Source organism: Bernardetia sp. MNP-M8 (genome assembly GCF_037126285.1).
GTDB lineage: Bacteria > Bacteroidota > Bacteroidia > Cytophagales > Bernardetiaceae > Bernardetia.
On sequence record NZ_CP147012.1, the window covers coordinates 1,050,609 to 1,073,028 of the forward strand.

Genomic DNA, 22,420 nt, shown 5'->3' on the forward strand with positions numbered 1-22,420 from the left:
TTTTCTAGTGTTTACATAGTTTTTTACTTGTTTAAAAAGAGTACCTATAAGTAAGGTTTATTTGACCATCTTATTTTTGCTTCTATTATGTCTTCTGTAATATACTTTTTACGGGCGTTATGTATATGAATAGTTACAGGGATTTTGGTAGATAAAAAATTAACGCATTCTAGAAAATTAGCCCCCTCTTTCAAATTTATCTTAGCTCGTTCTATGCTAAATTGAATATTATGTCCTCTCTTTCTCCAAACTACAACAGTTTCATGAGGGTTTCTTGTATGAAATGTTATGTCATAGTAAATATTTATCTTGGATATTTGATTGTATTTCAAACTCAAATCCTCTCCAAATGAATGCTTTATAATGAGTTCTGTATCATACAGTTCTATTGATAAGACTTTTTTAATAGAAAGTAGTTTATATAAAAAAAATATTAATCCAATAGTTAATAGAAGATTAATAACCCCATAATCTCCCTTTATCCAATCTTTGTAAACAAGAAAAGTAAAAAAAAAGATTAATAGCAATGTTAGAATGATAAAAAGCCAATAGATAAACTTAGGCTCAATTATTAATAACAATGGTTTATTATCGTATTTTCTCATACAAGTTTATTTTTTAGCCGTCAACGAGCTTAAAAGCGTCGTTGAGGATAAAAGCCGAAATTTATTAATCGTGAATAATTAATCACTTATCACTATTTCCCAACTCTAATTTTAAACTCATTCAATTTCAAAAGTGCTTCCACAGGCGACAGACGATTGATGTCAAGAGCTAATAATTCATCTTTTAGTTTTTCTAAAGCTGGGTCGGCTTGACTTCCAAAAAGTGAACCTTGATTTTCATAAAATGTATTTTTAGGTGCAGATTGTAGCGTTTCTTTGTCCTTATCTTTGAATTTATTGGTTTCAAAATGATGCATCATTTCAGATGCTCTCAGAACTACCTTTTTTGGCATTCCTGCAAGTGAAGCTACATTTATTCCAAAACTGTGTTCACTGCCTCCTTCTTTTAGCTTTCTAAGGAAAATAATTTTCCCTCCTACTTCTTTTACCGAAACATTGTAATTTTTTATTCTATCAAAATCATTTTTAAGTTCGTTGAGTTCGTGATAATGCGTTGCAAAAAGCGTTTTTGGTTTTGCATTGGGTAAAGTGTGTAAATATTCTACAATCGCCCACGCAATCGAAATTCCATCGTATGTACTTGTTCCTCGTCCTATTTCGTCCATCAAAACAAGACTTCTATCACTCAAATTATTCAGAATACTAGCCGTTTCAGACATTTCTACCATAAAAGTAGATTCTCCTTTTGCAATATTATCCGAAGCTCCAACTCTAGTAAAAACCTTATCAACAACACCAATTTTAGCACTTTTGGCAGGAACAAAACTTCCAATTTGAGCCATCAAGACAATCAAAGCAGTTTGACGTAAAAGTGCAGATTTTCCTGCCATATTAGGTCCCGTTATGATAAAAATCTGTTCACTTTCAGGATTCATAATTACATCATTTGGAACATATTGCTCTCCAAGAGGTAATAATTTTTCAATAACTGGGTGCTTTCCTTCTCTAATTTCTAAAATATTATCATCTGTAATTTCAGGCAAGGAATAATTATTTTGCATTGCCACTTCTGCCAATCCACAAAGGGCATCAAGCATCGATAAAAACTTTGCATTTTGCTGAATAACCTTTACATATTGCGCCACTTCCGAAACCAAATTATGATAAAGTGTGTACTCAATGCTGGCGATTTTTTCCTCTGCTGTAATAATTTTTTCTTCCCATTCTTTGAGTTCTGGCGTAATGTAACGCTCTGCATTGACAAGCGTTTGTTTACGAATCCAAGCTGATGGAACTTTAGTTTTGTGAGCATTACTGACCTCAATATAATAACCAAAAACCTTATTGAAACTAATTTTTAAAGATGTAATTCCAGTAGCTACAATTTCTCTCTGACGTACTTTTTCTAAAAATTCTTTTGCCGAACTAGAAATATCACGCAGTTCGTCAAGCTCTTTATGAACTCCTCTTTTTATAGTCGTTCCTTGCTGAACAGCAAGTGGTGGATTGTCTTCTAACTCGTCTTGTAATTTCTTGAGAATATCAGTATTCAAGACAATTTTTTCTCCAATGGCTTCTAATTCATTGGTTTTACTCTTTAATAAAATATCTTTAATTGTCGGAATTGCTTCTAAAGAATCACGAAGTTTCACTAATTCTTTTGGACTAATTCTTCCTACTGCAACTTTTGAAATCAAGCGTTCTAAATCGCCTACTTCCTTCAAATACGAACGCAACTCACCTTGTAGAGCATCTTTTTCTACCAAAACAGCTACATTTCGAAGTCGATTTTGAATTGGTTTTGCATCTTTTAATGGAAAAGCTACCCATTTTCTAAGTAGTCTTGCACCCATTGGAGTAACCGTTTTATCCAAAATTTCAATTAAAGAACTTCCATTTCCATGCATTGGAACAAGTAATTCCAAATTGCGAGTTGTGAAAGAATCTAACCAAACATATTTGTCTTGTTCCACTCGGCTTAGAGAAATAATATGATTTTTTTCGTGGTGTTCTGTCGTTTCCAAATAATACAAAACTGCTCCTGCTGCAATGGTAGCAGCATGTAGAGATTCAATTCCAAAACCTTTTAGAGATGCCGTTCCGAAATGTTTTGTAAGTTTTTCATAGGCAAAATTAGTCGTATAAATCCACTCTTCGATGGCAAACTGTGAAAAATTACTTCCTTGACGAACTACCTGCGTTTCAAATTCTTTTTTATTCGATTTGCTATAAATAATTTCAGAAGGCGCAAAACGCTCTAAAAGTTGTTCGATATAATTGTATTCTCCTTCTGCTACCAAAAACTCTCCTGTTGATAAATCTAAAAAAGCAGCACCAACAGCTTCATATTTTTTATTTTTATAGAAATAAATAGAAGCTAAATAATTATTTTTCTTGTTCTCCAAAACATTATCTCCTAAAACTAATCCCGGAGTTACCAGCTCGGTAACGCCTCGTTTTACAATTCCTTTTGCTAGTTTTGGGTCTTCTAGTTGGTCACAAATAGCCACACGAAGTCCTGCACGAACCAGTTTAGGCAAATAATTATCTAAAGAATGATGAGGAAAACCAGCCAGTGCAATCTCAGAAGCTGCTCCATTGGCACGTTTTGTAAGGGTAATATCTAAAATTTTGGCAGCACGAACAGCATCTTCTCCAAAAGTTTCGTAAAAATCACCAACACGAAAAAGCAAAATAGCATCTGGGTGTTTTGCCTTGATTTGATTGTACTGTTTCATCAAAGGCGTTTGTTTTGTTTTCTTTGTATCGGTAGTGCTGGTTTTTGAAGTTGATTTTGAAGGTCTAGCCATGAGAGTTATTTTTTATCGCTATTTTTATTGGCAATTTGATTTTTTGAGTGTATCAAAATTGCAAAAATATTTTGAGATTTGGAGAGTTTTTTTGAGAAAAGTGTAAATTTGCATTTTAAATATGGTGTAAAGTAAAAATTTTGAAAATTGTATTATGAATTATAAAAAATATAAACGCTATAAGTTTGCTTATGTGATAGAAGAAGAAAGGTTAAATGATTTTATAGATTTCTTAGAAAACAAAAATTTTGAAAATATAAACTTTGAGGTAAATACTATTGACGGAACTTCTATAAAATTCTCAAATCTAAAAAGTCTACTCTCTTACGAAAATTTTGATAATAGAAAAATTATAGATTTAGGCATAGATGCTAGAAAAGATAAAGATAATTTGAATATTACATTTGAAGCTGATGAATCATTATTTCCGAATAGTGAAATTAGTTATTATTTCTCTTATAATAATCAAGACTGGGGATTTAAATTTGATGATGATTTAGACACGAGAGTTAAAGAGTTTCATGCAGGTTTTCTTTACAATATTTTTACTAAATGGTATTTTATATTCTTATTAAATGCAATTTTCTTTCTTGTGATAATTGTGTTTGGAAGTATATATTTTAATACTATTCCTACATATTTGTCATTTATAATTGGTATGATGAGTTTTGGAACTTTATCATTGTTTGCACTCTCTAAATTTAGATTAGCATTTTTTTCAAGATCTATAATTGCTCTAAACAGGCAGAAAATAAAATACGTTCGTATGAAGAAAAATATCAAAACTGCAATAAATATTTTATTTGTAGTTATAATTTTAGGACTTTTAGTAAGTATAGGAGCGAGTTATATTTTTTCCAAATTTTCTTAATTTTGAACTTTTCTTCCACAAAATACAATTTCCAATTACTTTCAATTTTTTTAGCCAAATGATAGGCTAAAAGAGGAGGAACAGCATTTCATCTTTCGGAATCAAAATAGGCTCTTCAAATAAATAAATCGGATAGTTTGTAGTTTCGTTCATGGTGTTGGTATTTTTCATTTCAAGATAATAAATTTCCCTCTAATTGTCTGATACTTTAAAAATTCTAGGCAAAACAAAATGATTCGAAATTAGCCAAAACAAAAAACTTCGCTTTTTCTTACTATTTTTGTAATATAAGAGTTACAAAAAATGTAGCGTATCTTTTAAGGTGCGAAACTGTACCGAATGCTTTAGCTTTCGAAAAGAACTATATACAACACAAAAAATAATATGAGTACCAACCCTCCAATTCCAGTGCCTTATGTTTCCCAAAACAAACTGCGTGTCGTTACGGCAGCAGCTCTTTTTGATGGACATGATGCAGCTATAAATATAATGCGTCGAATTATTCAGTCTTCGGGCGCAGAAGTTATCCATTTAGGACACAACCGTTCGGTAGAAGAAATTGTAAATTGCGCCATTCAAGAAGATGCGCAAGCCATTGCCATTACCTCTTATCAAGGTGGACACGTAGAATTTTTTAAATATATGCACGACCTTTTGAAAGAAAGAGGTGCAGGACACATCAAGCTTTTTGGTGGTGGTGGTGGTGTAATTCTTCCATCCGAAATTGAGGAACTGCATAATTACGGTATTACCCGAATTTATCATCCAGATGATGGTCGTTCGATGGGATTGCAAGGAATGATAAATGATTTGCTTGAACAAACTGATTTTCCAACAGGACACGATGTAGAAATAAGCGAAGTAGAAAAAGTAAAAGAAAGAAATTCTAAAAATTTGGGAAGGATTATTTCAGCCGTTGAAAATTATCCAGAAAAAAATAAAGAAATTCTAAAGAAAATAAAAGAATTAATACCTGAAAAAGTAGCTCCTGTTTTGGGAATTACTGGAACAGGTGGTGCTGGTAAATCTTCACTTGTCGACGAACTTGTAAGACGTTATTTAATGGATTTTGAAGACAAAACGATTGCTATTGTTTCTGTTGATCCTTCTCGTCGTCGTACAGGTGGCGCACTGTTGGGCGACCGTATTCGTATGAATTCGATTACAAATGAGCGTGTTTATATGCGTTCGTTGGCTACTCGTCAATCCAATTTAGCTCTTTCAAAATATGTTCAAGATGCGATTGATATTCTTCGTGCAGCCGAATTTGATTTGATTATCGTCGAAACTTCTGGAATTGGACAATCTGATACAGCCATTACAGACCATTCAGACGCTTCTTTGTACGTCATGACACCTGAATACGGTGCAGCTTCGCAGTTAGAAAAAATTGATATGATTGATTTTGCTGATGTAATTGCACTCAATAAATTTGACAAGCGTGGTGCTTTAGATGCCCTTCGTGATGTCAAAAAACAGTACAAACGAAACCGTAATTTGTGGGATACACCTGATTCAGAAATTCCTGTTTTTGGTACGATTGCATCGCAATTTAATGATGTTGGAATGAATACACTTTATCGTTCCCTCATTAATAAAATCAATGAAACATCTTCTAAAAAGTTTGATTCTTCTTTCGAAATTTCTGCTTCAACTTCTGAAAAACAGTATATTATTCCTCCTTCAAGAGTTCGTTATCTTTCAGAAATTAGTGAAAGCAATCGTCGTTATGATAAAAATGTAGAAGAACAGTCTGAAATTGCACAAAAATTATACGGTTTAGAACTTTCTATTCATTCTATTTCGGACAATGAAGAAATGGATAAAGACTTGAAAGATTCTATCATAAATGGCTTGAAAGATACTTTCGAACAAATAAAACTCACTTTAGAAGGCACAAACTGGAAAATCATTGAAGCTTGGCAAACAAAAGTAGCTACTTATACAGCTGATGATTTTGTTTATAAAGTTCGTAATAGAGAGTTTAGTCTTAAAACTTATACAACTTCCCTTTCTCAAACTAAAGTCCCTAAAATTTCTCTACCAAAATACAAAGCGTGGGGAGATATTTTGAAATGGAATTTGCAAGAAAATGTACCGGGGGAATTTCCATTTACGGCTGGCGTTTTTCCGTTTAAGCGTACAGGCGAAGACCCTACTCGTATGTTTGCAGGAGAAGGAGGTCCCGAACGAACCAACAGACGTTTTCATTATCTTTCAAAAGGAATGCCTGCTGCACGACTTTCGACGGCTTTTGATTCGGTTACATTGTATGGAGAAGACCCAGATTATCGTCCAGATATTTATGGAAAAGTGGGTAATTCAGGTGTAAATGTATGTTGTTTGGACGATGCAAAAAAACTCTATTCAGGTTTTAATTTGGCTGACCCAACTACGTCGGTTTCAATGACAATTAATGGTCCTGCTGCTACGGTGTGCGCCTTTTTTATGAATGCCGCCATTGACCAACAATGTGAAATTTATATCAAAGAAAATGCTTTGGAGGAAGAAGTTGAGGCAAAAATCAAGAAAAAATACGAAGGCAAAACTCGTCCTACCTACAACGGAAAATTACCAGAAGGAAATAACGGCTTGGGCTTAATGCTTTTAGGAGTAACAGGCGATGAGGTTTTGGATAAAGAAATTTATGATAAAATAAAAGCCAAAACGCTTACACAAGTTCGTGGAACGGTACAGGCTGATATTTTGAAGGAAGACCAAGCGCAAAATACGTGTATTTTTAGTACAGAATTTTCGCTAAAACTAATGGGAGATATTCAGCAGTATTTCATTAATCATCACGTTCAAAATTTCTATTCGGTTTCTATTTCGGGTTATCATATTGCAGAAGCAGGCGCAAATCCGATTACGCAACTTGCCTTTACACTTAGCAATGGTTTTACTTTTGCTGAATATTATTTGAGTAGAGGAATGGATATTAATGATTTTGCACCGAATTTCTCGTTTTTCTTTTCCAATGGAATTGACCCAGAATATTCGGTTATTGGTCGTGTTGCTCGTCGTATTTGGGCAAAGGCGATGAAACACAAGTACAACGCCAACGAAAGAGCGCAAAAACTAAAATATCATATCCAAACTTCGGGGCGTTCGCTTCACGCACAAGAAATTGATTTTAATGATATTCGTACTACGCTACAAGCCTTGTATGCCATTTACGACAACTGTAACTCGCTGCATACCAACGCTTACGACGAAGCCATAACGACACCAACGGAAGATTCTGTTCGTCGTGCCGTAGCAATTCAGTTGATTATCAATAAAGAATTAGGACTAGCAAAAAATGAAAATCCGTTGCAAGGTTCGTTTATTATTGAAGAACTGACGGATTTGGTAGAAGAAGCTGTTTTGAAGATTTTTGACCAAATTACAGAGCGTGGTGGTGTTTTGGGAGCGATGGAAAGACAGTTTCAGCGTACACAAATACAGGAAGAAAGTATGTATTACGAAATGCAAAAACATACAGGCGAATATCCGATTGTGGGTGTGAATACATTTTTGTCTTCGAAGGGTTCGCCAACGGTGATTCCTGCCGAAGTAATTCGTTCGACAGAAGAAGAGAAAGAGTATCAAATAAATATGCTTAAATCTCTTCATTCTTTCGACGAACAAAAAAGTCAAAAAATACTCAAAGACCTTCAAAAAGCAGCCATCAAACATGAAAATATGTTTGAACACTTAATGACAGCTACTAAAACTTGTTCGTTGGGACAGATTACTAGAGCTTTGTTTGAGGTTGGGGGGCAGTATAGGAGGAATATGTAATTTTAATTTGCAACCCTAACAGAGTGTTTCGGAACTTTGTTAGGGTTTTCTTCGTTTTTGCTTAATTTTAATTCAATGAAATACTTTAATATTAATGGCATTCCAACAGATAGTCAAACCAATTCTTCAGTAGCTTTTGAGTATGATAAATATTTCTTCATTACCTCTGATGATAACACAGAAGATATAGATATACAACTATTTTCTTTGGAACAAAAAGTAGCAATAAAGTTATTTGGTAGTTTACAAAAAATGTATAATTTACCATTCAACTCTAAATATTCATGGGGAGGGATAAGTAGCGATATAGAAATACCTTGTTAAGCGTAGTCTGCGACTACGATTTATCAGTTATGCAAATCTTAGATTTGCGAGTAAGGGTGTTTTTATTTGTACTTGACAACGTAAATCTGAAGATTTACTAACTGATAGGTCTTAGTTATAAACTAAGCCCAACAGGGTACCAGTTAAAAATTACCCTTTTAGAAATGAATCTGATAGTTTATCTGTTATTCATAATGTTCCAAAAAACTAGCAATCCTATACATAGGGTTTTTAGTTTTGACTTAGGGTTAAAATGAACAATAATAGTACAAATAGACTAAATTGATGTTAAGATATTTACTAAACCAATGTATAAAATGACTGATATAAAACAAAAACAATTAAATGATTTTTTAGAAAATGAATTTAAAAAAATTAAAAGAAAACTTCTTCCTAAAACAAACCAAAATTCTCTTGCCAATATAAAAATATATAACTCATGGGTTATTGTTATGAAAGCAAACACAAAAACATATATTGAAACTATTTCAGACAATGCAGATGAAATAGAAAATTTGTCTTCATACGCTTCTGTATTTTATGAAAAGAATAGATTTAGTTTAATTGAAGATGAGTAGCTATCCACTCTGTTAAGCGTAGTCTGCGACTACGATTTATCAGTTAGGCAAATCTTAGATTTGCGAGTAGATGTATTTCTTTTGCAAGTGGGAATTAGCTTTTCATTAGCATTTTTTCAACTTTGATATCATCTTAACCTAAAAGTTCTTACAATTTGTTCATTAGCACTATTCAGAGTGTTGCAACCTTTAAGAATAAGTGCTGTCTTTGTTAAAAACTACATGTACTAAAAATGAATATATAATAACTCATTGATAATCAACATACATATCCCCTAATTTACTTTAAAATAAAAGGAGTGAAAAACACCCTTTAGACTTTTTGAGTATAATTATTTTTTTACATTTAATCTTATTCTTATGAAGAAATATCTTTTTTTGTTTCTACTTTTTTTTAGTGCTTCTCTCTCCAACTTGCTTTATTCTCAGAATTTGGACGATAATCTTCAAGGTAAAATCATGAAGATGGATAGTTTACTTTTTGATGTTGCCTTTAACGAATGTAACCTCACTTTATACAAAAAAATAATGTCTCAAAACCTAGAATTTTATGATGATAGAACTGGATTGAATACTTCCATAGAAAAAGAAATTGCAGCCTTTGAAGATAGGTGTTCTAAGCCATTCAAGCTTACTCGCAAACTCATAGAAACAAATATTCATAAACTAGGAGCTTTTGGAGCAGTTCAAACTGGCATTCATATTTTTTTGATGGATGGAAAACCTGTAGAGGTTTCTAAATTTATCACAGTTTGGGAATTTATAAATGACCAATGGAAAGTAAAAAGAGTAATCAGTTATGAGCATAAACCATTAGAATGAGCCTAGATTCAAATTTATTCGTCAAAGTCCGACTTCGTTAGGGAATATTCAGAGTATTGAAGATTTAGAAAGTTCTCTCTGTTAAGCGTAGTCTGTGACTACAATTTATCAGTTTGGCAAATCTTAGATTTGCGAGTAAGGGTGTTTTTATTTGTACTTGACAACGTAAATCTGAAGATTTACTAACTGATAGGTCTTAGTTATAAACTAAGCCCAACAGGGGTACTCTAAATAACAAGAGCTAAACATTTTGAATATTTAGCCTGTTGCCAAATTAATTATTGCAAAAATGCAATTGTTAAAAAAATAAAATTTATATAAAGATATAAATTTTTATTTGTAACATTGCCTCCATTATAATTAATAAATCACTAACAGACAATCATTTACAATATCAATTTATTAATACACTTTAATTGTAAAACTATGTATAAAAATATTTTTTTCTTTCTGTTTGTTTATTTATTCTTTTTTTCAAATTATTTAAGTGCACAACAAACGGCTCGCCGAACAGATAATGACAAAGGAAATATAGGTTACTTAGAACACCTTCCTTCAGATTACGCTACTAATTCTTCTAAAACCTATCCTGTATTAATATTTTTGCACGGACAAGGAGAAAAAGGAAGTGGAAGTCCTTCACATTTGGAAAGAGTGAAAGAAAATGGTCCTCCAAAGCATATCAAAGAAGGACATCCTATGTGTTTCACTGTTAATGGGAAACAAGAGTGCTTTATTGTTATATCTCCTCAACTTTTTTCCGACGAAAATGCTTGGCGTCCTTCTATAGTTCAAGATGTAATCGATCATGTGGTAAGTGGGTCTGATAATTATCGTATAGATCGTAATAGAATTTATTTAACAGGATTGAGCTTAGGGGGAATTGGAGTTTACAAGTACGCTGCTGATGGATATAGAAACAATGAAAACATTTTAGCAGCTATTGCTCCAGTAGCAGCTAGAACAGCTACAAACAAAGTTGAAGAAAGAGGTTGTTCTATTTCAGAAAAAGAAATTCCAGTATGGCATTTTCATGGAAATAAAGATAAAACGGTGATTTATGATGCAGGTCTGAAAACATTTAATGGTATTAAGGACTGTAATAATCCTAAGCCTACAGCAGAATTAATTTTTACTACTTATGAGGGTGTCGGACATAATTCTTGGAGTAGGGCTTATAAAACAGACAACTCTCTACATAGCCCTAATCTTTATGAATGGCTTTTATCAAAAAGTTTGAATAATTCTAGCACTCCTGCAGAGCCACAAAAAGTTATTTGGACAGACAAAGTTGGTGTATCAGAAGATGCCAATGGTAATATAAGAAGTACCACAGCGTATGGTTGGGGCAACAGTGGAGCAGCATCTACTCAAGTAATTCCTGAAAATTCCAATGGTTGGGCAGAAACGACAATTTTAGAAGATCTCAGTTCAAATAGCAAAATTTTTGGTTTATCTTCTTCTAATGCTAATGCAGATAAAGATCAAATTCAGTATGCCTTTGAGATTTATGGTGATAATATTGCTGCTTTTGAGAATGGACAACGAGTTAAATATTTGGGCAAATATATATTGGGAGATGTAATACGTATTGAGCGTGTCGGTACAGATATTCAGTATCTTATCAATGGGGTATTAAAAAGAGTAACAACTGGCTCTAATTCTAGTTTATTAATAGATATTGCAATCAATAATAGTAACACAGGTTTTTTTGAGAATAAAATTTTCATTGGTTCAGCTGCTTCTGATCGTATAGAATCTAATAATAATTCTGTAGAACAATTAGCTTTAGCAGAAGTAGAAACTTCCATTTTTCCAAATCCAGCAATTCATCAAATAACTATTCAAGACATACCTAACAATACACAAGCTATTCAAATTTATAACTTTCTAGGAAGACTTGTTTTACAAGAAAATGATATAAAAAATAAGGCAACTATTGATATTTCTAACCTAGAAACTGGTTTGTATTCTATCTATTTTGTTGGCACTAATAAAAGGCAACGTTTTATAAAAACAAAATAAGACCCTTCTGATTTCTCTTGCACAAATGGAATTAGAATGAAAAAGTTATTAAGTGTTATCTGTAGTTTTTGTATTTCTGTTGCAAGTAGTAATTAGTTTTTCTTTATAAAATAGTTTGCCTTTTTCTTATCCTAAAAACATGAAATACCGTTTGAAAAAAGACAAACAGTTTTCATAGAACCTTCTTTGAATAATTTATTATTTAAAGAAGGTTTTTAAGTTTTTAGCGATTTGCTTACTTATTTCTAGAAATAAACTATCACTAATTTTTCTTCCCTATAACTTTTATAATCGCCTTAACAACCACCAAACAAATAAAACCTACAAGCAGTCCAACAACAAACTCACTCACAATACTAGGCAAAGGCAAATTTTCTGTAAGATGATGTATCGCTTCAATATTATGAACAAATATTCCTCCTGCTACCAAACTCATAGCAATCGTACCCAATACTCCTAACCCTCTAACAATGTAGGGTAATGTTTTGACTAAAGCAGTTCCTAGTTTATGTAAAAAACCTTGTTCAGTTTTGCTTTTCGCTATCAAATTATATCCTAAGTCATCCATTCTTACCAAGAGCGCAACCAAACCATAAACAAAAACAGTAGCCAAAAGAGCTACTATGGTTACTACCATGATTTGCATGTTGAGTGGACTCTCAATTACACTACTTAATGCTATAATCACAATTTCTATCGACAAAATAAAATCTACAATAATAGCCGATTTTATTTTTTCCTTTTCATAAGCTACAATCTCTGCCTCACTCATTTTGCTATCTGCTAAAAGACCTTTTTTAGTTTCCTTTTTATGGAAAAAATATTCATATATTTTCTCTGCACCTTCATAACCTAAATATGCTCCTCCTAATAGCAAGATTGGCGTAATAGCTACAGGAAAATAAGCACTCAAAAGAAAGACAATGGGTAGAATAATTATTTTATTCAGAAGAGAACCCTTTGTTATTTTCCATAAAACAGGAATTTCTCTATCCGAAACAAAGCCAGATGCTTTTTCAGCATTAACAGCCAAATCATCTGCTAAAATACCTGCCGTTTTTTTAGTAGCTAGTTTGCTCAAAACAGCTACATCATCCATGAGAATTGCAATATCGTCGAAAAGGGCGAAAAATCCTGATGCCATTTTTATATAATTAGAGTTGAAAAAATAAAGTTGAAAAAATGTTGTGAGTTGTTGATTTTAATTTGAGAAGTTGTTTAAGAATACTCATTTTTCCTTAGAACTGAGTTTGCAAATCCAGTTCTAAAGCCTTTGTTGATGTTTTAGCGTAGCGACACCAACAAATATATCCACAAATCCCATTCTTAAACAACTTCTGATACAACTCCTTGTCAATAGTAATCTTTGGTTTCTTTAAGTTCTTGGGATTACAAAATCAAAACACAACTAAGAATGAAAAGTTTTACTAAAAAATATTTGTTTAGAGTAATTACCGAGAATAAAATGTAATTACTTCACAAAAAAAGCAAAAATTAGAACAACCTTTATAGATAGAAAGTTGGGAAAAGAAATAATTTAACATCAAAAATCAATATGAAACACAATTTACTGCGAACAACCTGTTTATTCCTATTTCTCATTTGGAGTGGTTTGGCTACTGCTCAAGAACAAAAAACTACAGTATTTGGTAAGCTAGTAGAAGCAGAATCTGCTCAACCTGTTCCTTATGCTACTGTTGCTCTTTATGTCCCCAACACCAACGAACTCATTACAGGTATAACTTCAGACGAAGAAGGAAAATTCTCTATTTCTACTACCAAAACTGATTTTTATGTCAAAATTAGTTTTATGGGTTATGAAACCAAGACCTTAACAGAGTTTACCATTTCGGAGGGTAACGCAAATCTTGGAACTATATCGCTTGCTCCAGATACACAACTGCTAAATCAAATTGTAGTTGAAGGAGAAACTTCTAAGATGGTTTTTCAATTAGATAAACGTGTTTTTAATGTTGGAAAAGACCTCAGTACAACAGGAGGAAGTGCACTTGATGTCTTGAATAATGTGCCTTCTGTCAATGTAAATATTGAAGGAGAAGTCAGTTTGCGTGGAAGTGGTGGTGTACAAATTCTCATCAATGGCAAGCCTTCTATTTTGGCAGATGGTGGAAATGCACTAGGTACGATTACAGCAGATATGATTGAAAGTATTGAGGTAATTACCAATCCTTCTGCAAAATATGAAGCCTCTGGAACATCTGGGATTTTGAATATTATCCTTAAAAAAGAAGAAAAAAAGGGTTGGAATGGTTCTATTTCTGCCAATACAGGTATTCCTGACAATCATAGCATTGGAGGAAGTATAAACCGTCGTACAGAAAAATTCAATTTATTTACTCAATTTGGTGCAGGTTATCGCTCAATACCGACACAAAACGAGACTAGAAGTCTAAATCTACTTAATGGACAAACTATTTTGAGTGATGGTGAGGAGTTTAGAAACGAAACATTTTTTAATATTACGCTCGGAACAGATTATCATTTGAATAAATACAACGTCTTTACACTTTCAGGAAATATTGCTTATGAGATAGAAGATCAACCTTCTGAAACGAATTTTAGCTTTTTAAATGGCGAACAACAACTTGTTTCTAGATGGAGACGAAACGAAACAACTGAAGCCACCAATCCAAAATGGCAATATGAATTTAACTGGACTAAAACTTTCAAAAATAACGAAGAGCATACTTTTCAAGTAAGTGCTTTGGGAAGTTCTTTTGGAAAAGATCTTTCATCTCTCTTTATTGATACGACTTTAGAAGGCGAAAATGTAGATAGTAATCAACTTACAGCCACTACTTTTCAACAAACAGATTATACTTTCAAAGCAGACTATGTCAATCCATTATCAGAAAATTATACTATAGAAACAGGTGCGCTTTATGTCATTAATGATGTAGGTAATAATTTTGAAGTACAAGATTTTGTCAATGGCGAATACGTAGATAACTTAGATTTTACAAACAATTTTGAATGGAATCAAAAAGTATTAGGAGTTTATGCTACTGGAGCTTTTGAAAGTGAAATATGGGGAGTTAAAGCTGGCTTACGTGTTGAAAATACAGACCTACAAACTTTATTAACGACTACCAACCAATCAAACTCACAAAACTTTACTAATCTTTTTCCTTCTTTGCATACTTCGTATAAGGCATCAGAAAACTTGTCACTTCAAGCAGGATATTCTAGGCGTATATTCAGACCAAGATTATGGGATTTGAATCCTTTTTTCAATATTAGAAATAATTTTAATATCCGTACAGGTAATCCAAACCTTCAACCTGAGTTTACAGATTCGTATGAACTAACAAGTATTTACGAAATTGGAGAAGCGTCAATGAGTTCTAGTGTTTATCATAGATATACGACTGATGTAGTGGAAAGAATTTCTAGTTTTGAAGATAATGTTACCTATACAACTCCTCAAAATATTGGAACAAATGCTGTCGTAGGATTTGAAACAAATGGAAAATACAGTCCTATGAAATGGCTTACCTTCAATGGTAATTTTAACTATTCTTATTTCGATCGTAAAGGAGTTTTTGAGAGCCAAAATTTTGATTTTACAGGTAATAGATGGTCTCTTCGTTTAGATTCAAAAATAAAATTACCTGCTGATATAGATTTGGAACTAACTGGAGATTATCGCTCTGGTTTTGAAACCGTACAAGGTAAGCAAAGTGGTTTTGCTTTCATGAATGTAGGTCTTCGTAAAAAGTTTATTAAGGGAAAAGTTGTTGCTAATTTAGGAGTTAGAGATATTTTTGCATCTAGGATTCAAGAAAGTTTTGTAAACCAACCTACTTTTGAGTCTTATAATTTTAGACAACGTGGACGCTTTGTAACCTTTGGTTTGAGTTATGCCTTTGGTAAAGGAGAAGCCATGACGTATTCAGGTAGAAGAAGATAAGGCAAATATATACTTGATAAGAATGAAGTATAACTAGAAAAGATTTATAAAATGGAAAATTAAACTGTCTGACACCTTAAAGGCATCAGACAGTTTTTAACATATAAATAGTTTTTCCAAGTTACTTATAAATAGCTTTTAAAAAACTAAACCTGCACTACTTTACTCTCTACCAAATCGCTTCAAAGCATTTACATGAGCCATTAGGGCATCCGAAAATTTTTCATTTACCAAATAAGGTATATCAAACTCGGCAGCCGTTTGCTGTACAATTTTTGAAATTTCTGGATAGTGAATATGACAAATTTTGGTAAATAAATGATGTTCTACTTGAAAATTAAGTCCACCGATATACCAAGAAAGTAGCTTATTCTTTGGTGCAAAGTCTACTGTTGTGTTCATCTGATGAATTGCCCAATCATTTATAATTTCATTTTTTTCGTTAGGTAGAGGATGTGTAGTTCCTTCAACAGTATGAGCCAACTGAAAAATAACTGTTAAGATTAATCCTGAAAAAAAGTGCATGACTAAAAATCCTGTTGCCACATGTAAAATTGGAATATCAAAAAATACAACTGGCAGTACCAAGATTACAAAAAGATAGATAATTTTGGATAAAATCAATTTAGTTAGAGTAATCCATTTTGATTCTCCTTTTATTACATAGCGTTTAAATTGTAGAAAATCTTTGACAAGTACCCAAAATAAGGTTTGTAATCCATAAAAAAAGAACGCATAGAAATACTGATATTTATGAAACCATTTTACTTTTGTGTGTGGAGAAAATCGCAAAACAAATTTGTCTGATATATCATCATCTTGATGCACAACATTTGTAAAAGTATGATGCAATAAATTATGTTGTACCTTCCAGTTATCTACCGAACCTCCTACCAATGTAAGTGTATTTCCCAATAATTTATTTATCCATTCTGAACTAGAATATGCACCATGATTAGCATCATGCATTACACTCATTCCAATTCCTGCCATACTCAATCCCATTATTGTCCATAAAATAGTTGAAACAATATAAATCGGATTGTATATCAAAATATAGACAAAAGGCAAAATATAGCCAGATAATAGAATAATTGTTTTTATTACCATACCTGTATTGGCATTTTTACTAATATTGTTGGTCGTAAAATAATCATCTACTCTTTGTTTGAGAGTAGGAAAGAACAAATTTTTAGACTGAGGCTTAAATTTTACGTAATTCTTCATAGTTGGTAATTTTTACAAGATTAGTAGTTACTACTTGTGTTATGCAAATTTAGTCTTTTAGTGATAGACTTTAGAGAAATATTTTATTTCTTTCTGAAATAACTTTAAATAAAGAATTCTCAAAGAGTTTTATAAATTTGTGAGTAATTGAGTAAAACATAACTATAAGTCGGAATTAGATAATAACAGTAATTTTTTACGAATCAAAAAAATAGCGATATTTCAAGTAATCATTCAAAATAATGACTCTGATAGAAAAACTAGACCAATTAGACAAACAACTTTTACTATTTTTAAATGGACTTCACCATCCTTTTATGGATGATCTGATGTGGTATATTTCTTTAAAATATACTTGGATTCCTATTTATTTAGGGTTAATTTTTATTTTGTATAAACTTTTCGGCATTAAGCATTTCTGGAAAATTGTTTTAGGGATTCTTATCTCAATAGCTTTGGCAGACCAATTTGCATCTGGCTTTTGTAAACCTTTTTTTGAGCGTTTACGTCCTTCACACAGTCCAGAAATAGAAAACCTAGTTTATATTTTAAGAGATTATAGAGGTGGAAAATATGGTTTTATTTCTTCTCATGCTTCTACTACTTTCAGTATTGCTTTCTTTATTTTTTTGGCTTTAAAACGATTTTCAAAACTGCTTTGGGTAAAAATTCTGCGTTATGCTTCTCTTTTTTGGGCTTTACTTGTGGCTTATTCTCGTGTATATTTGGGAGTGCATTATGTGGGCGATATTGTAGCTGGAGCAATAGCAGGAATTTTGATAGCTTGGTTTGTTTTTTGGATATATACAGTATTAGAGAAGCGTTTTTCAGTACCTTTACAAAAAACTTCAGATAGCTTTTTGGAATAAAAAAACTTTGCTAAGTATCTAAGGAATATAAAATGAATAAATTTACACTTTGAAAAATTCACGCATTAATAAACAGGGTTAAAACCCTGTTCAATTAAAAAACTACTTTTTGTGATTTTTTACTAAAGATATGTTTTCAAAAATACGCTATGAATTATAAATTGGACAGGGTTTCAACCCTGTTTTATAGATAGCTAAAAATGTAAATATTTTTTTTTAGTCTTCCTAATAGAATTCCAACAATTAAAACAAATAATTAATTAATGAAAAATTACGCCTTACTCCTCGCTTTACTTTCTTCTCTGTTTCTTTCTAGCAGTTTATTTTTTTCTTGTAAATCTGCCAAAACAGATAGCTTTTTCGAATTGAAATATGCCAAATCAGCTTGTAAAGGTCAATGTCCTGTTTTTGATATGACAATTAAAGAAGATCAAATGGTTGTTTTTAATGGCAGACAATATACAACTATTATTGGAATCGTTCAGATAAAATTATCTGATGAAAAATATCAAAAACTTCAACAATTAATCAAAGAAAGTCAGTTTTTAGAAACTGAGGCAATTGGCTATAACCGTGCTTTTGATATTCCCATTACTACATTAGAAATTACGAAAGGGGAAAAAGTCAAAAAACAAGTCATGTATATAGAGAAACCTGAAAATTTAGAACCTCTTTTAAATTTTTTAGACCTGTTAGTTCTTGAATTACAATCAGATAGCAAGACAAATTAATTTATCTCATAATAAATGTGAAAACTGTACTGTTTTTGATAGTTATAGTAATATTCTACAGCAGGGCTTTCTTATAAAAAAAGAAAAATGCTGTTGTTGGTGTTTTAGCGACACCAACAACCACAACTTGATAACAGAAATAGTTTTTATAAGAAAACCCTGTATTCTATAGTTTTATATAATTGTAGAATATTCTTTTTTATTATTTTATCTATTATTTTTATATGAAACAATTCAACTTTTTAATCATTGCTTTTTTATTTTTTATTTCTTTTTCAGCTTTTGCGCAAGATACCACAAATGTAACCACAGACGGAATTGCTACTGTTCCAGTTGAGGAAGTTAAAATTTGGGAGAAAAAAGGATCATTTTCTGGAACGTTCTCAAATGTTGGACTAAGTAACTGGGCAGGGGGTGGACAAAGTTCAATTGCCTTAGGTGCAATTCTGAACTTAAATGCAACAAGAAAAACTGAAAAATCTACGTGGGCAAATATTTTGACTGTTCAATATGGAATGGCAAGAATAGGAAAAAGTGATTTTAATTTATTCAAAAAAACAGATGATAATTTTCAATTTGATTCTAAATACAGTTATAATTTGGGTAAAGATTGGAGCAGTGGAACATCAATGAGCTTTCGTACTCAGATGGCACCTGGTTATTTTTTTGACAGAGACTCTTTAGGAGAAGAAAAACAAGGACAGCTTATTTCAAACTTTCTTTCACCTGGATATTTGCTTTTTGCTACTGGTATTCGTTATGAAACTAAGATTTTTAATATGCGTTACTCTCCTTTGGCTGCCAAATTTACCTTTGTAATGAATGATTCTTTAGCTAATATTGGAGCTTTTGGAGTAGAAAAAGGACAGAATATTCGTTCCGAATTTGGTTCTAACTTTGATGCTTCTCTTAGCTATGATGTAATGGAAAATGTAAAACTGAGTTCGACACTAAACCTTTTTGCTAATTACGAACATATCACACAAATAGATGTAAACTGGGAAAATTTGATTGTATTTAAGATAAATAAATATCTTACCACTAGTTTTTCTACTCAACTGATTTATGACCATGATATTTTAATTCCACAAGAAGGTGTAGATGAGGCTTCTAAAAGAGCTATTCAGTTTAAGCATGTGTTGAATATTAATGTAGGATATACCTTTTAGATAAACTAGATTTTATTCATCTGAACTAGATTCTTCATCATGGTTTGAGTTGTTTAGGATAGACACACAAAATCTATTCTTAAACAACTTTTACATCTTCAATATTTAATTAAAACTCCAAATAAGGAATAAGTTTGGTCAGCTTTTCTTCTTCTATTGCTCTTGAGTTTTTAATATCTTCTATCGTTTTATAATTTCCATGTTGTTTTTTGTACTTTAATAAAATGCTGGCAGCTTTTACATTTATGTACGAATGACTTTTTAGTGTTTCATAATTGGCAGTATTGATATTTATTTTCTTGACTTTAAAAGAAGAGTGGATAAAAGCATATTTGAGAAGTTCCTCAAAGGCTTCTGGTGAAAGCCCATACACTTCTTGCACTTGATTCAGAGAATGAAAACCACCAATGGCATCTCTAAAATGTTCTATTCGGACAGATGTTTTTTCCCCTATTCCTCTTATTTGTTTTAATATTGATGTGTCGGCTGTATTTATATCAAATTTTGATGTGACTTTTCGAACATACTTTTTATACTCTTTTTTCTCATAATTAGAAGTATAATTATTTACTGATTTGTCTTTATCATAATCCGTGTTCTTATATTTTTTATAATTGTATTTATTCTTGTCATTAGACGCATATTTTTGCTTGTAATATTCTTTTCTATTTACGGAATCAGGCAAATCTATATAGTTTTTCAACCTTTCATACTCCTCTTTTGGAAATCCATTAAAGTTAGCTAAATCATTTTTTTGTAAAAAAACATACTTTTTATTAACTGCATTTACTACCCTTTTAGCTACCCAAGGCTTTACCCCCATCGCTTGCCATTGTGCAATCGATAATTTATTAGGATTGAAAAGTTTAATTTCTAACATTGCTAGCTTGGTTTCTCTATCTAAAGGCTGTTGCATTTCCAAAACAGCTAATAAACTATCTGCCTTTTCAGCTTGTAGTTCTGTTAGTTCCTTGTCTATTTCATCTGCACTTTGTACTCTTTCCCAAACTATCATAAACATAGGAAAAAAAAGAATAACCGATAAAACGACCATTCCATTTGCTTCTCGTTGTGTAAAGTTTGTATTATTCTTTACTAGCTCAGAAAATTCGACTCTTATATTCCTTATAAATTGCATCATTTTTTTATGATTTTTAGTTTCCGAAATATAAGAGTTTTATTCTAATAATTCATTATTTTAACATAATTGTTATCATTATTTTTATATCTAGTTGTGATAATAGATTAAAATTCAGTAAAAATAACGTAATTATCAACATACGTAGCTGATACAAGATTAATTACCTTGAGCTGTACATATAAAAATTCAAATAACACAATATTCTAAAAATTTTTCACAAAAAAACCGAAATTTAATTTTGATTGAATTTCGGTTTCTATATTAATCCTTCTTTAAATGTCAATGCTTAACTATTAACCTAAATAAGGTTTCAAAGCCTTGCTACGTGTTGTATGACGAAGGCGACGAATAGCTTTTTCTTTAATCTGACGAACACGCTCACGAGTAAGATTGAATTTCTCTCCAATCTCTTCTAAAGTCATTGGATGTTCTCCATTAAGACCAAAATAATATGTAATTACATCAGCTTCACGAGGAGTAAGAGTCGATAATGCTCTCTGAACTTCACGACGAAGTGAATCATTCATAAGCTCAGAATCTGGTTTGTCTTCTGTATCATTTTCCAAAACATCAAGAAGTGTATTATCTTCTCCCTGTACAAATGGAGCATCCATTGATACATGACGACCTGAAATTTTGAGTGTATCAATTACTTCTGCTGGCGTAATTTCCAACTCATCAGCTAATTCTTCTGGAGAAGGCTCACGTTCATAACGTTGTTCTAGTTCAGAAAATGTCTTTGATATTTTATTAAGCGAACCTACACGGTTTAGAGGCAAACGAACGATACGAGATTGTTCTGCCAATGCTTGTAGAATTGATTGACGAATCCACCAAACAGCATACGAAATAAACTTAAAACCACGAGTTTCATCAAAACGTTGTGCAGCTTTGATAAGACCTAGATTTCCTTCATTGATAAGGTCACCCAAAGAAAGTCCTTGATTTTGATATTGTTTTGCAACAGATACCACAAAACGCAAATTGGCTTTTGTCAATCTTTCTAATGCGATTTGGTCGCCATCACGAATACGTTTTGCTAATTCTACTTCTTCATCAGGTGTAAGTAAATCAACTTTTCCAATCTCTTGGAGATATTTATCTAGTGATTGACTTTCTCTGTTGGTTATCTGTTTGCTAATTTTTAGTTGTCTCATCTATTGTGGTTTCCTATGATAAAAGGTGGGCAATATTTTTATATATTAAATACGTTTTTATGGCGTTTGTGTATAAAAACTGGATAGTTATGTATAACTTTTTTCTATAATCTTTAGTAGATTTGTATATAAATCTTTCTTAAGATGCTAAAATAGAACGCATTAGAAAGCCTTTTGTTTCAATATAAGTTCAAATTTAGTCAATAAAACAGAAAGTTAATACGTATTTTTTAGTAAATAAGTTTTGATAAATGTATAGCAAAAATCGTTCTAAAAAATGACTATAAGTCTAATTTACAAATAGTCAGATGTAAGAGTAAATTAATAATTTAGCAATCTAAACAACTAAAAAAATAAATTTCACGAAATAATATATTGAAATAATTCTATTTTCAATATAATATTTTTCATTTTGT

The 22,420-nt window shown here is 31.8% G+C and carries 16 protein-coding genes; 10 read left to right on the forward strand and 6 right to left on the reverse strand.

Translation table 11 applies throughout. The annotated features are described in order from the left end of the window. Positions 1–44: 44 nt before the first annotated feature. Positions 45–605: a hypothetical protein gene (locus V9L04_RS04395; protein ID WP_338792863.1), complete on the reverse strand. Its 561-nt coding sequence runs from the start codon at positions 603–605 to the stop codon at positions 45–47. 92 nt (positions 606–697) lie between these two features. Next, positions 698–3,376, reverse strand: a complete 2,679-nt coding sequence (gene mutS / locus V9L04_RS04400; protein WP_338792864.1) for a DNA mismatch repair protein MutS — start codon at positions 3,374–3,376, stop codon at positions 698–700. A gap of 154 nt (positions 3,377–3,530) precedes the next feature. On the opposite strand from mutS, the gene V9L04_RS04405 reads away from it, so the two are divergent. The 6 genes from V9L04_RS04405 (at position 3,531) to V9L04_RS04430 (ending at position 11,779) form a co-directional block, all read left to right on the forward strand. Then, positions 3,531–4,247: a hypothetical protein gene (locus V9L04_RS04405; RefSeq protein WP_338792865.1), complete on the forward strand. Its 717-nt coding sequence runs from the start codon at positions 3,531–3,533 to the stop codon at positions 4,245–4,247. Positions 4,248–4,631: 384 nt separating this feature from the next. Then, positions 4,632–8,030 (forward strand): methylmalonyl-CoA mutase family protein, encoded by a 3,399-nt coding sequence (locus V9L04_RS04410; RefSeq protein WP_338792866.1) that lies wholly within the window; start codon positions 4,632–4,634, stop codon positions 8,028–8,030. A gap of 75 nt (positions 8,031–8,105) precedes the next feature. Further along, positions 8,106–8,354: a hypothetical protein gene (locus V9L04_RS04415; protein ID WP_338792867.1), complete on the forward strand. Its 249-nt coding sequence runs from the start codon at positions 8,106–8,108 to the stop codon at positions 8,352–8,354. Positions 8,355–8,671: 317 nt separating this feature from the next. After that, the gene (locus tag V9L04_RS04420; protein WP_338792868.1) at positions 8,672–8,932 is read left to right on the forward strand and encodes a hypothetical protein; all 261 of its coding nucleotides are present in this window, start codon (positions 8,672–8,674) and stop codon (positions 8,930–8,932) included. Positions 8,933–9,292: 360 nt separating this feature from the next. Next, the gene (locus V9L04_RS04425) at positions 9,293–9,754 is read left to right on the forward strand and encodes a nuclear transport factor 2 family protein (protein WP_338792869.1); all 462 of its coding nucleotides are present in this window, start codon (positions 9,293–9,295) and stop codon (positions 9,752–9,754) included. A 426-nt stretch (positions 9,755–10,180) separates the two neighbouring features. Continuing rightward, the gene (locus V9L04_RS04430; protein ID WP_338792870.1) at positions 10,181–11,779 is read left to right on the forward strand and encodes a T9SS type A sorting domain-containing protein; all 1,599 of its coding nucleotides are present in this window, start codon (positions 10,181–10,183) and stop codon (positions 11,777–11,779) included. Positions 11,780–12,041: 262 nt separating this feature from the next. Here V9L04_RS04430 and V9L04_RS04435 read toward each other — a convergent pair whose 3' ends face one another. Continuing rightward, the gene (locus tag V9L04_RS04435) at positions 12,042–12,923 is read right to left on the reverse strand and encodes a DUF808 domain-containing protein (protein ID WP_338792871.1); all 882 of its coding nucleotides are present in this window, start codon (positions 12,921–12,923) and stop codon (positions 12,042–12,044) included. A 411-nt stretch (positions 12,924–13,334) separates the two neighbouring features. On the opposite strand from V9L04_RS04435, the gene V9L04_RS04440 reads away from it, so the two are divergent. After that, a complete protein-coding gene (locus V9L04_RS04440) occupies positions 13,335–15,710 on the forward strand; it encodes a TonB-dependent receptor (RefSeq protein WP_338792872.1) in 2,376 nt (791 codons plus the stop codon). A gap of 162 nt (positions 15,711–15,872) precedes the next feature. Here V9L04_RS04440 and V9L04_RS04445 read toward each other — a convergent pair whose 3' ends face one another. Then, the gene (locus tag V9L04_RS04445) at positions 15,873–16,937 is read right to left on the reverse strand and encodes an acyl-CoA desaturase (protein ID WP_338792873.1); all 1,065 of its coding nucleotides are present in this window, start codon (positions 16,935–16,937) and stop codon (positions 15,873–15,875) included. Positions 16,938–17,179: 242 nt separating this feature from the next. Between V9L04_RS04445 and V9L04_RS04450 the strand changes: the two genes are divergently transcribed. The 3 genes from V9L04_RS04450 to V9L04_RS04460 all read left to right on the forward strand — a co-directional run bounded on the left by V9L04_RS04450 (position 17,180) and on the right by V9L04_RS04460 (position 19,706). Then, the gene (locus V9L04_RS04450; RefSeq protein ID WP_338792874.1) at positions 17,180–17,806 is read left to right on the forward strand and encodes a phosphatase PAP2 family protein; all 627 of its coding nucleotides are present in this window, start codon (positions 17,180–17,182) and stop codon (positions 17,804–17,806) included. A gap of 263 nt (positions 17,807–18,069) precedes the next feature. Next, entirely contained in the window at positions 18,070–18,537 is a 468-nt protein-coding gene (locus tag V9L04_RS04455; RefSeq protein WP_338792875.1) for a DUF6438 domain-containing protein, read from the forward strand. 224 nt (positions 18,538–18,761) lie between these two features. Further along, on the forward strand, positions 18,762–19,706 hold the full coding sequence (locus tag V9L04_RS04460) for a DUF3078 domain-containing protein (protein ID WP_338792876.1): 945 nt from the start codon (positions 18,762–18,764) through the stop codon (positions 19,704–19,706). A 109-nt stretch (positions 19,707–19,815) separates the two neighbouring features. Here V9L04_RS04460 and V9L04_RS04465 read toward each other — a convergent pair whose 3' ends face one another. Together V9L04_RS04465 and V9L04_RS04470 are read right to left on the reverse strand one after the other, a co-directional pair. After that, positions 19,816–20,847 carry a helix-hairpin-helix domain-containing protein gene (locus tag V9L04_RS04465; RefSeq protein WP_338792877.1) on the reverse strand — a complete coding sequence of 344 codons (1,032 nt, stop codon included), beginning with the start codon at positions 20,845–20,847 and terminating at the stop codon, positions 19,816–19,818. Between the two features lie 293 nt (positions 20,848–21,140). Then, entirely contained in the window at positions 21,141–22,004 is an 864-nt protein-coding gene (locus tag V9L04_RS04470; protein WP_338769115.1) for an RNA polymerase sigma factor RpoD/SigA, read from the reverse strand. Positions 22,005–22,420: the final 416 nt, after the last annotated feature.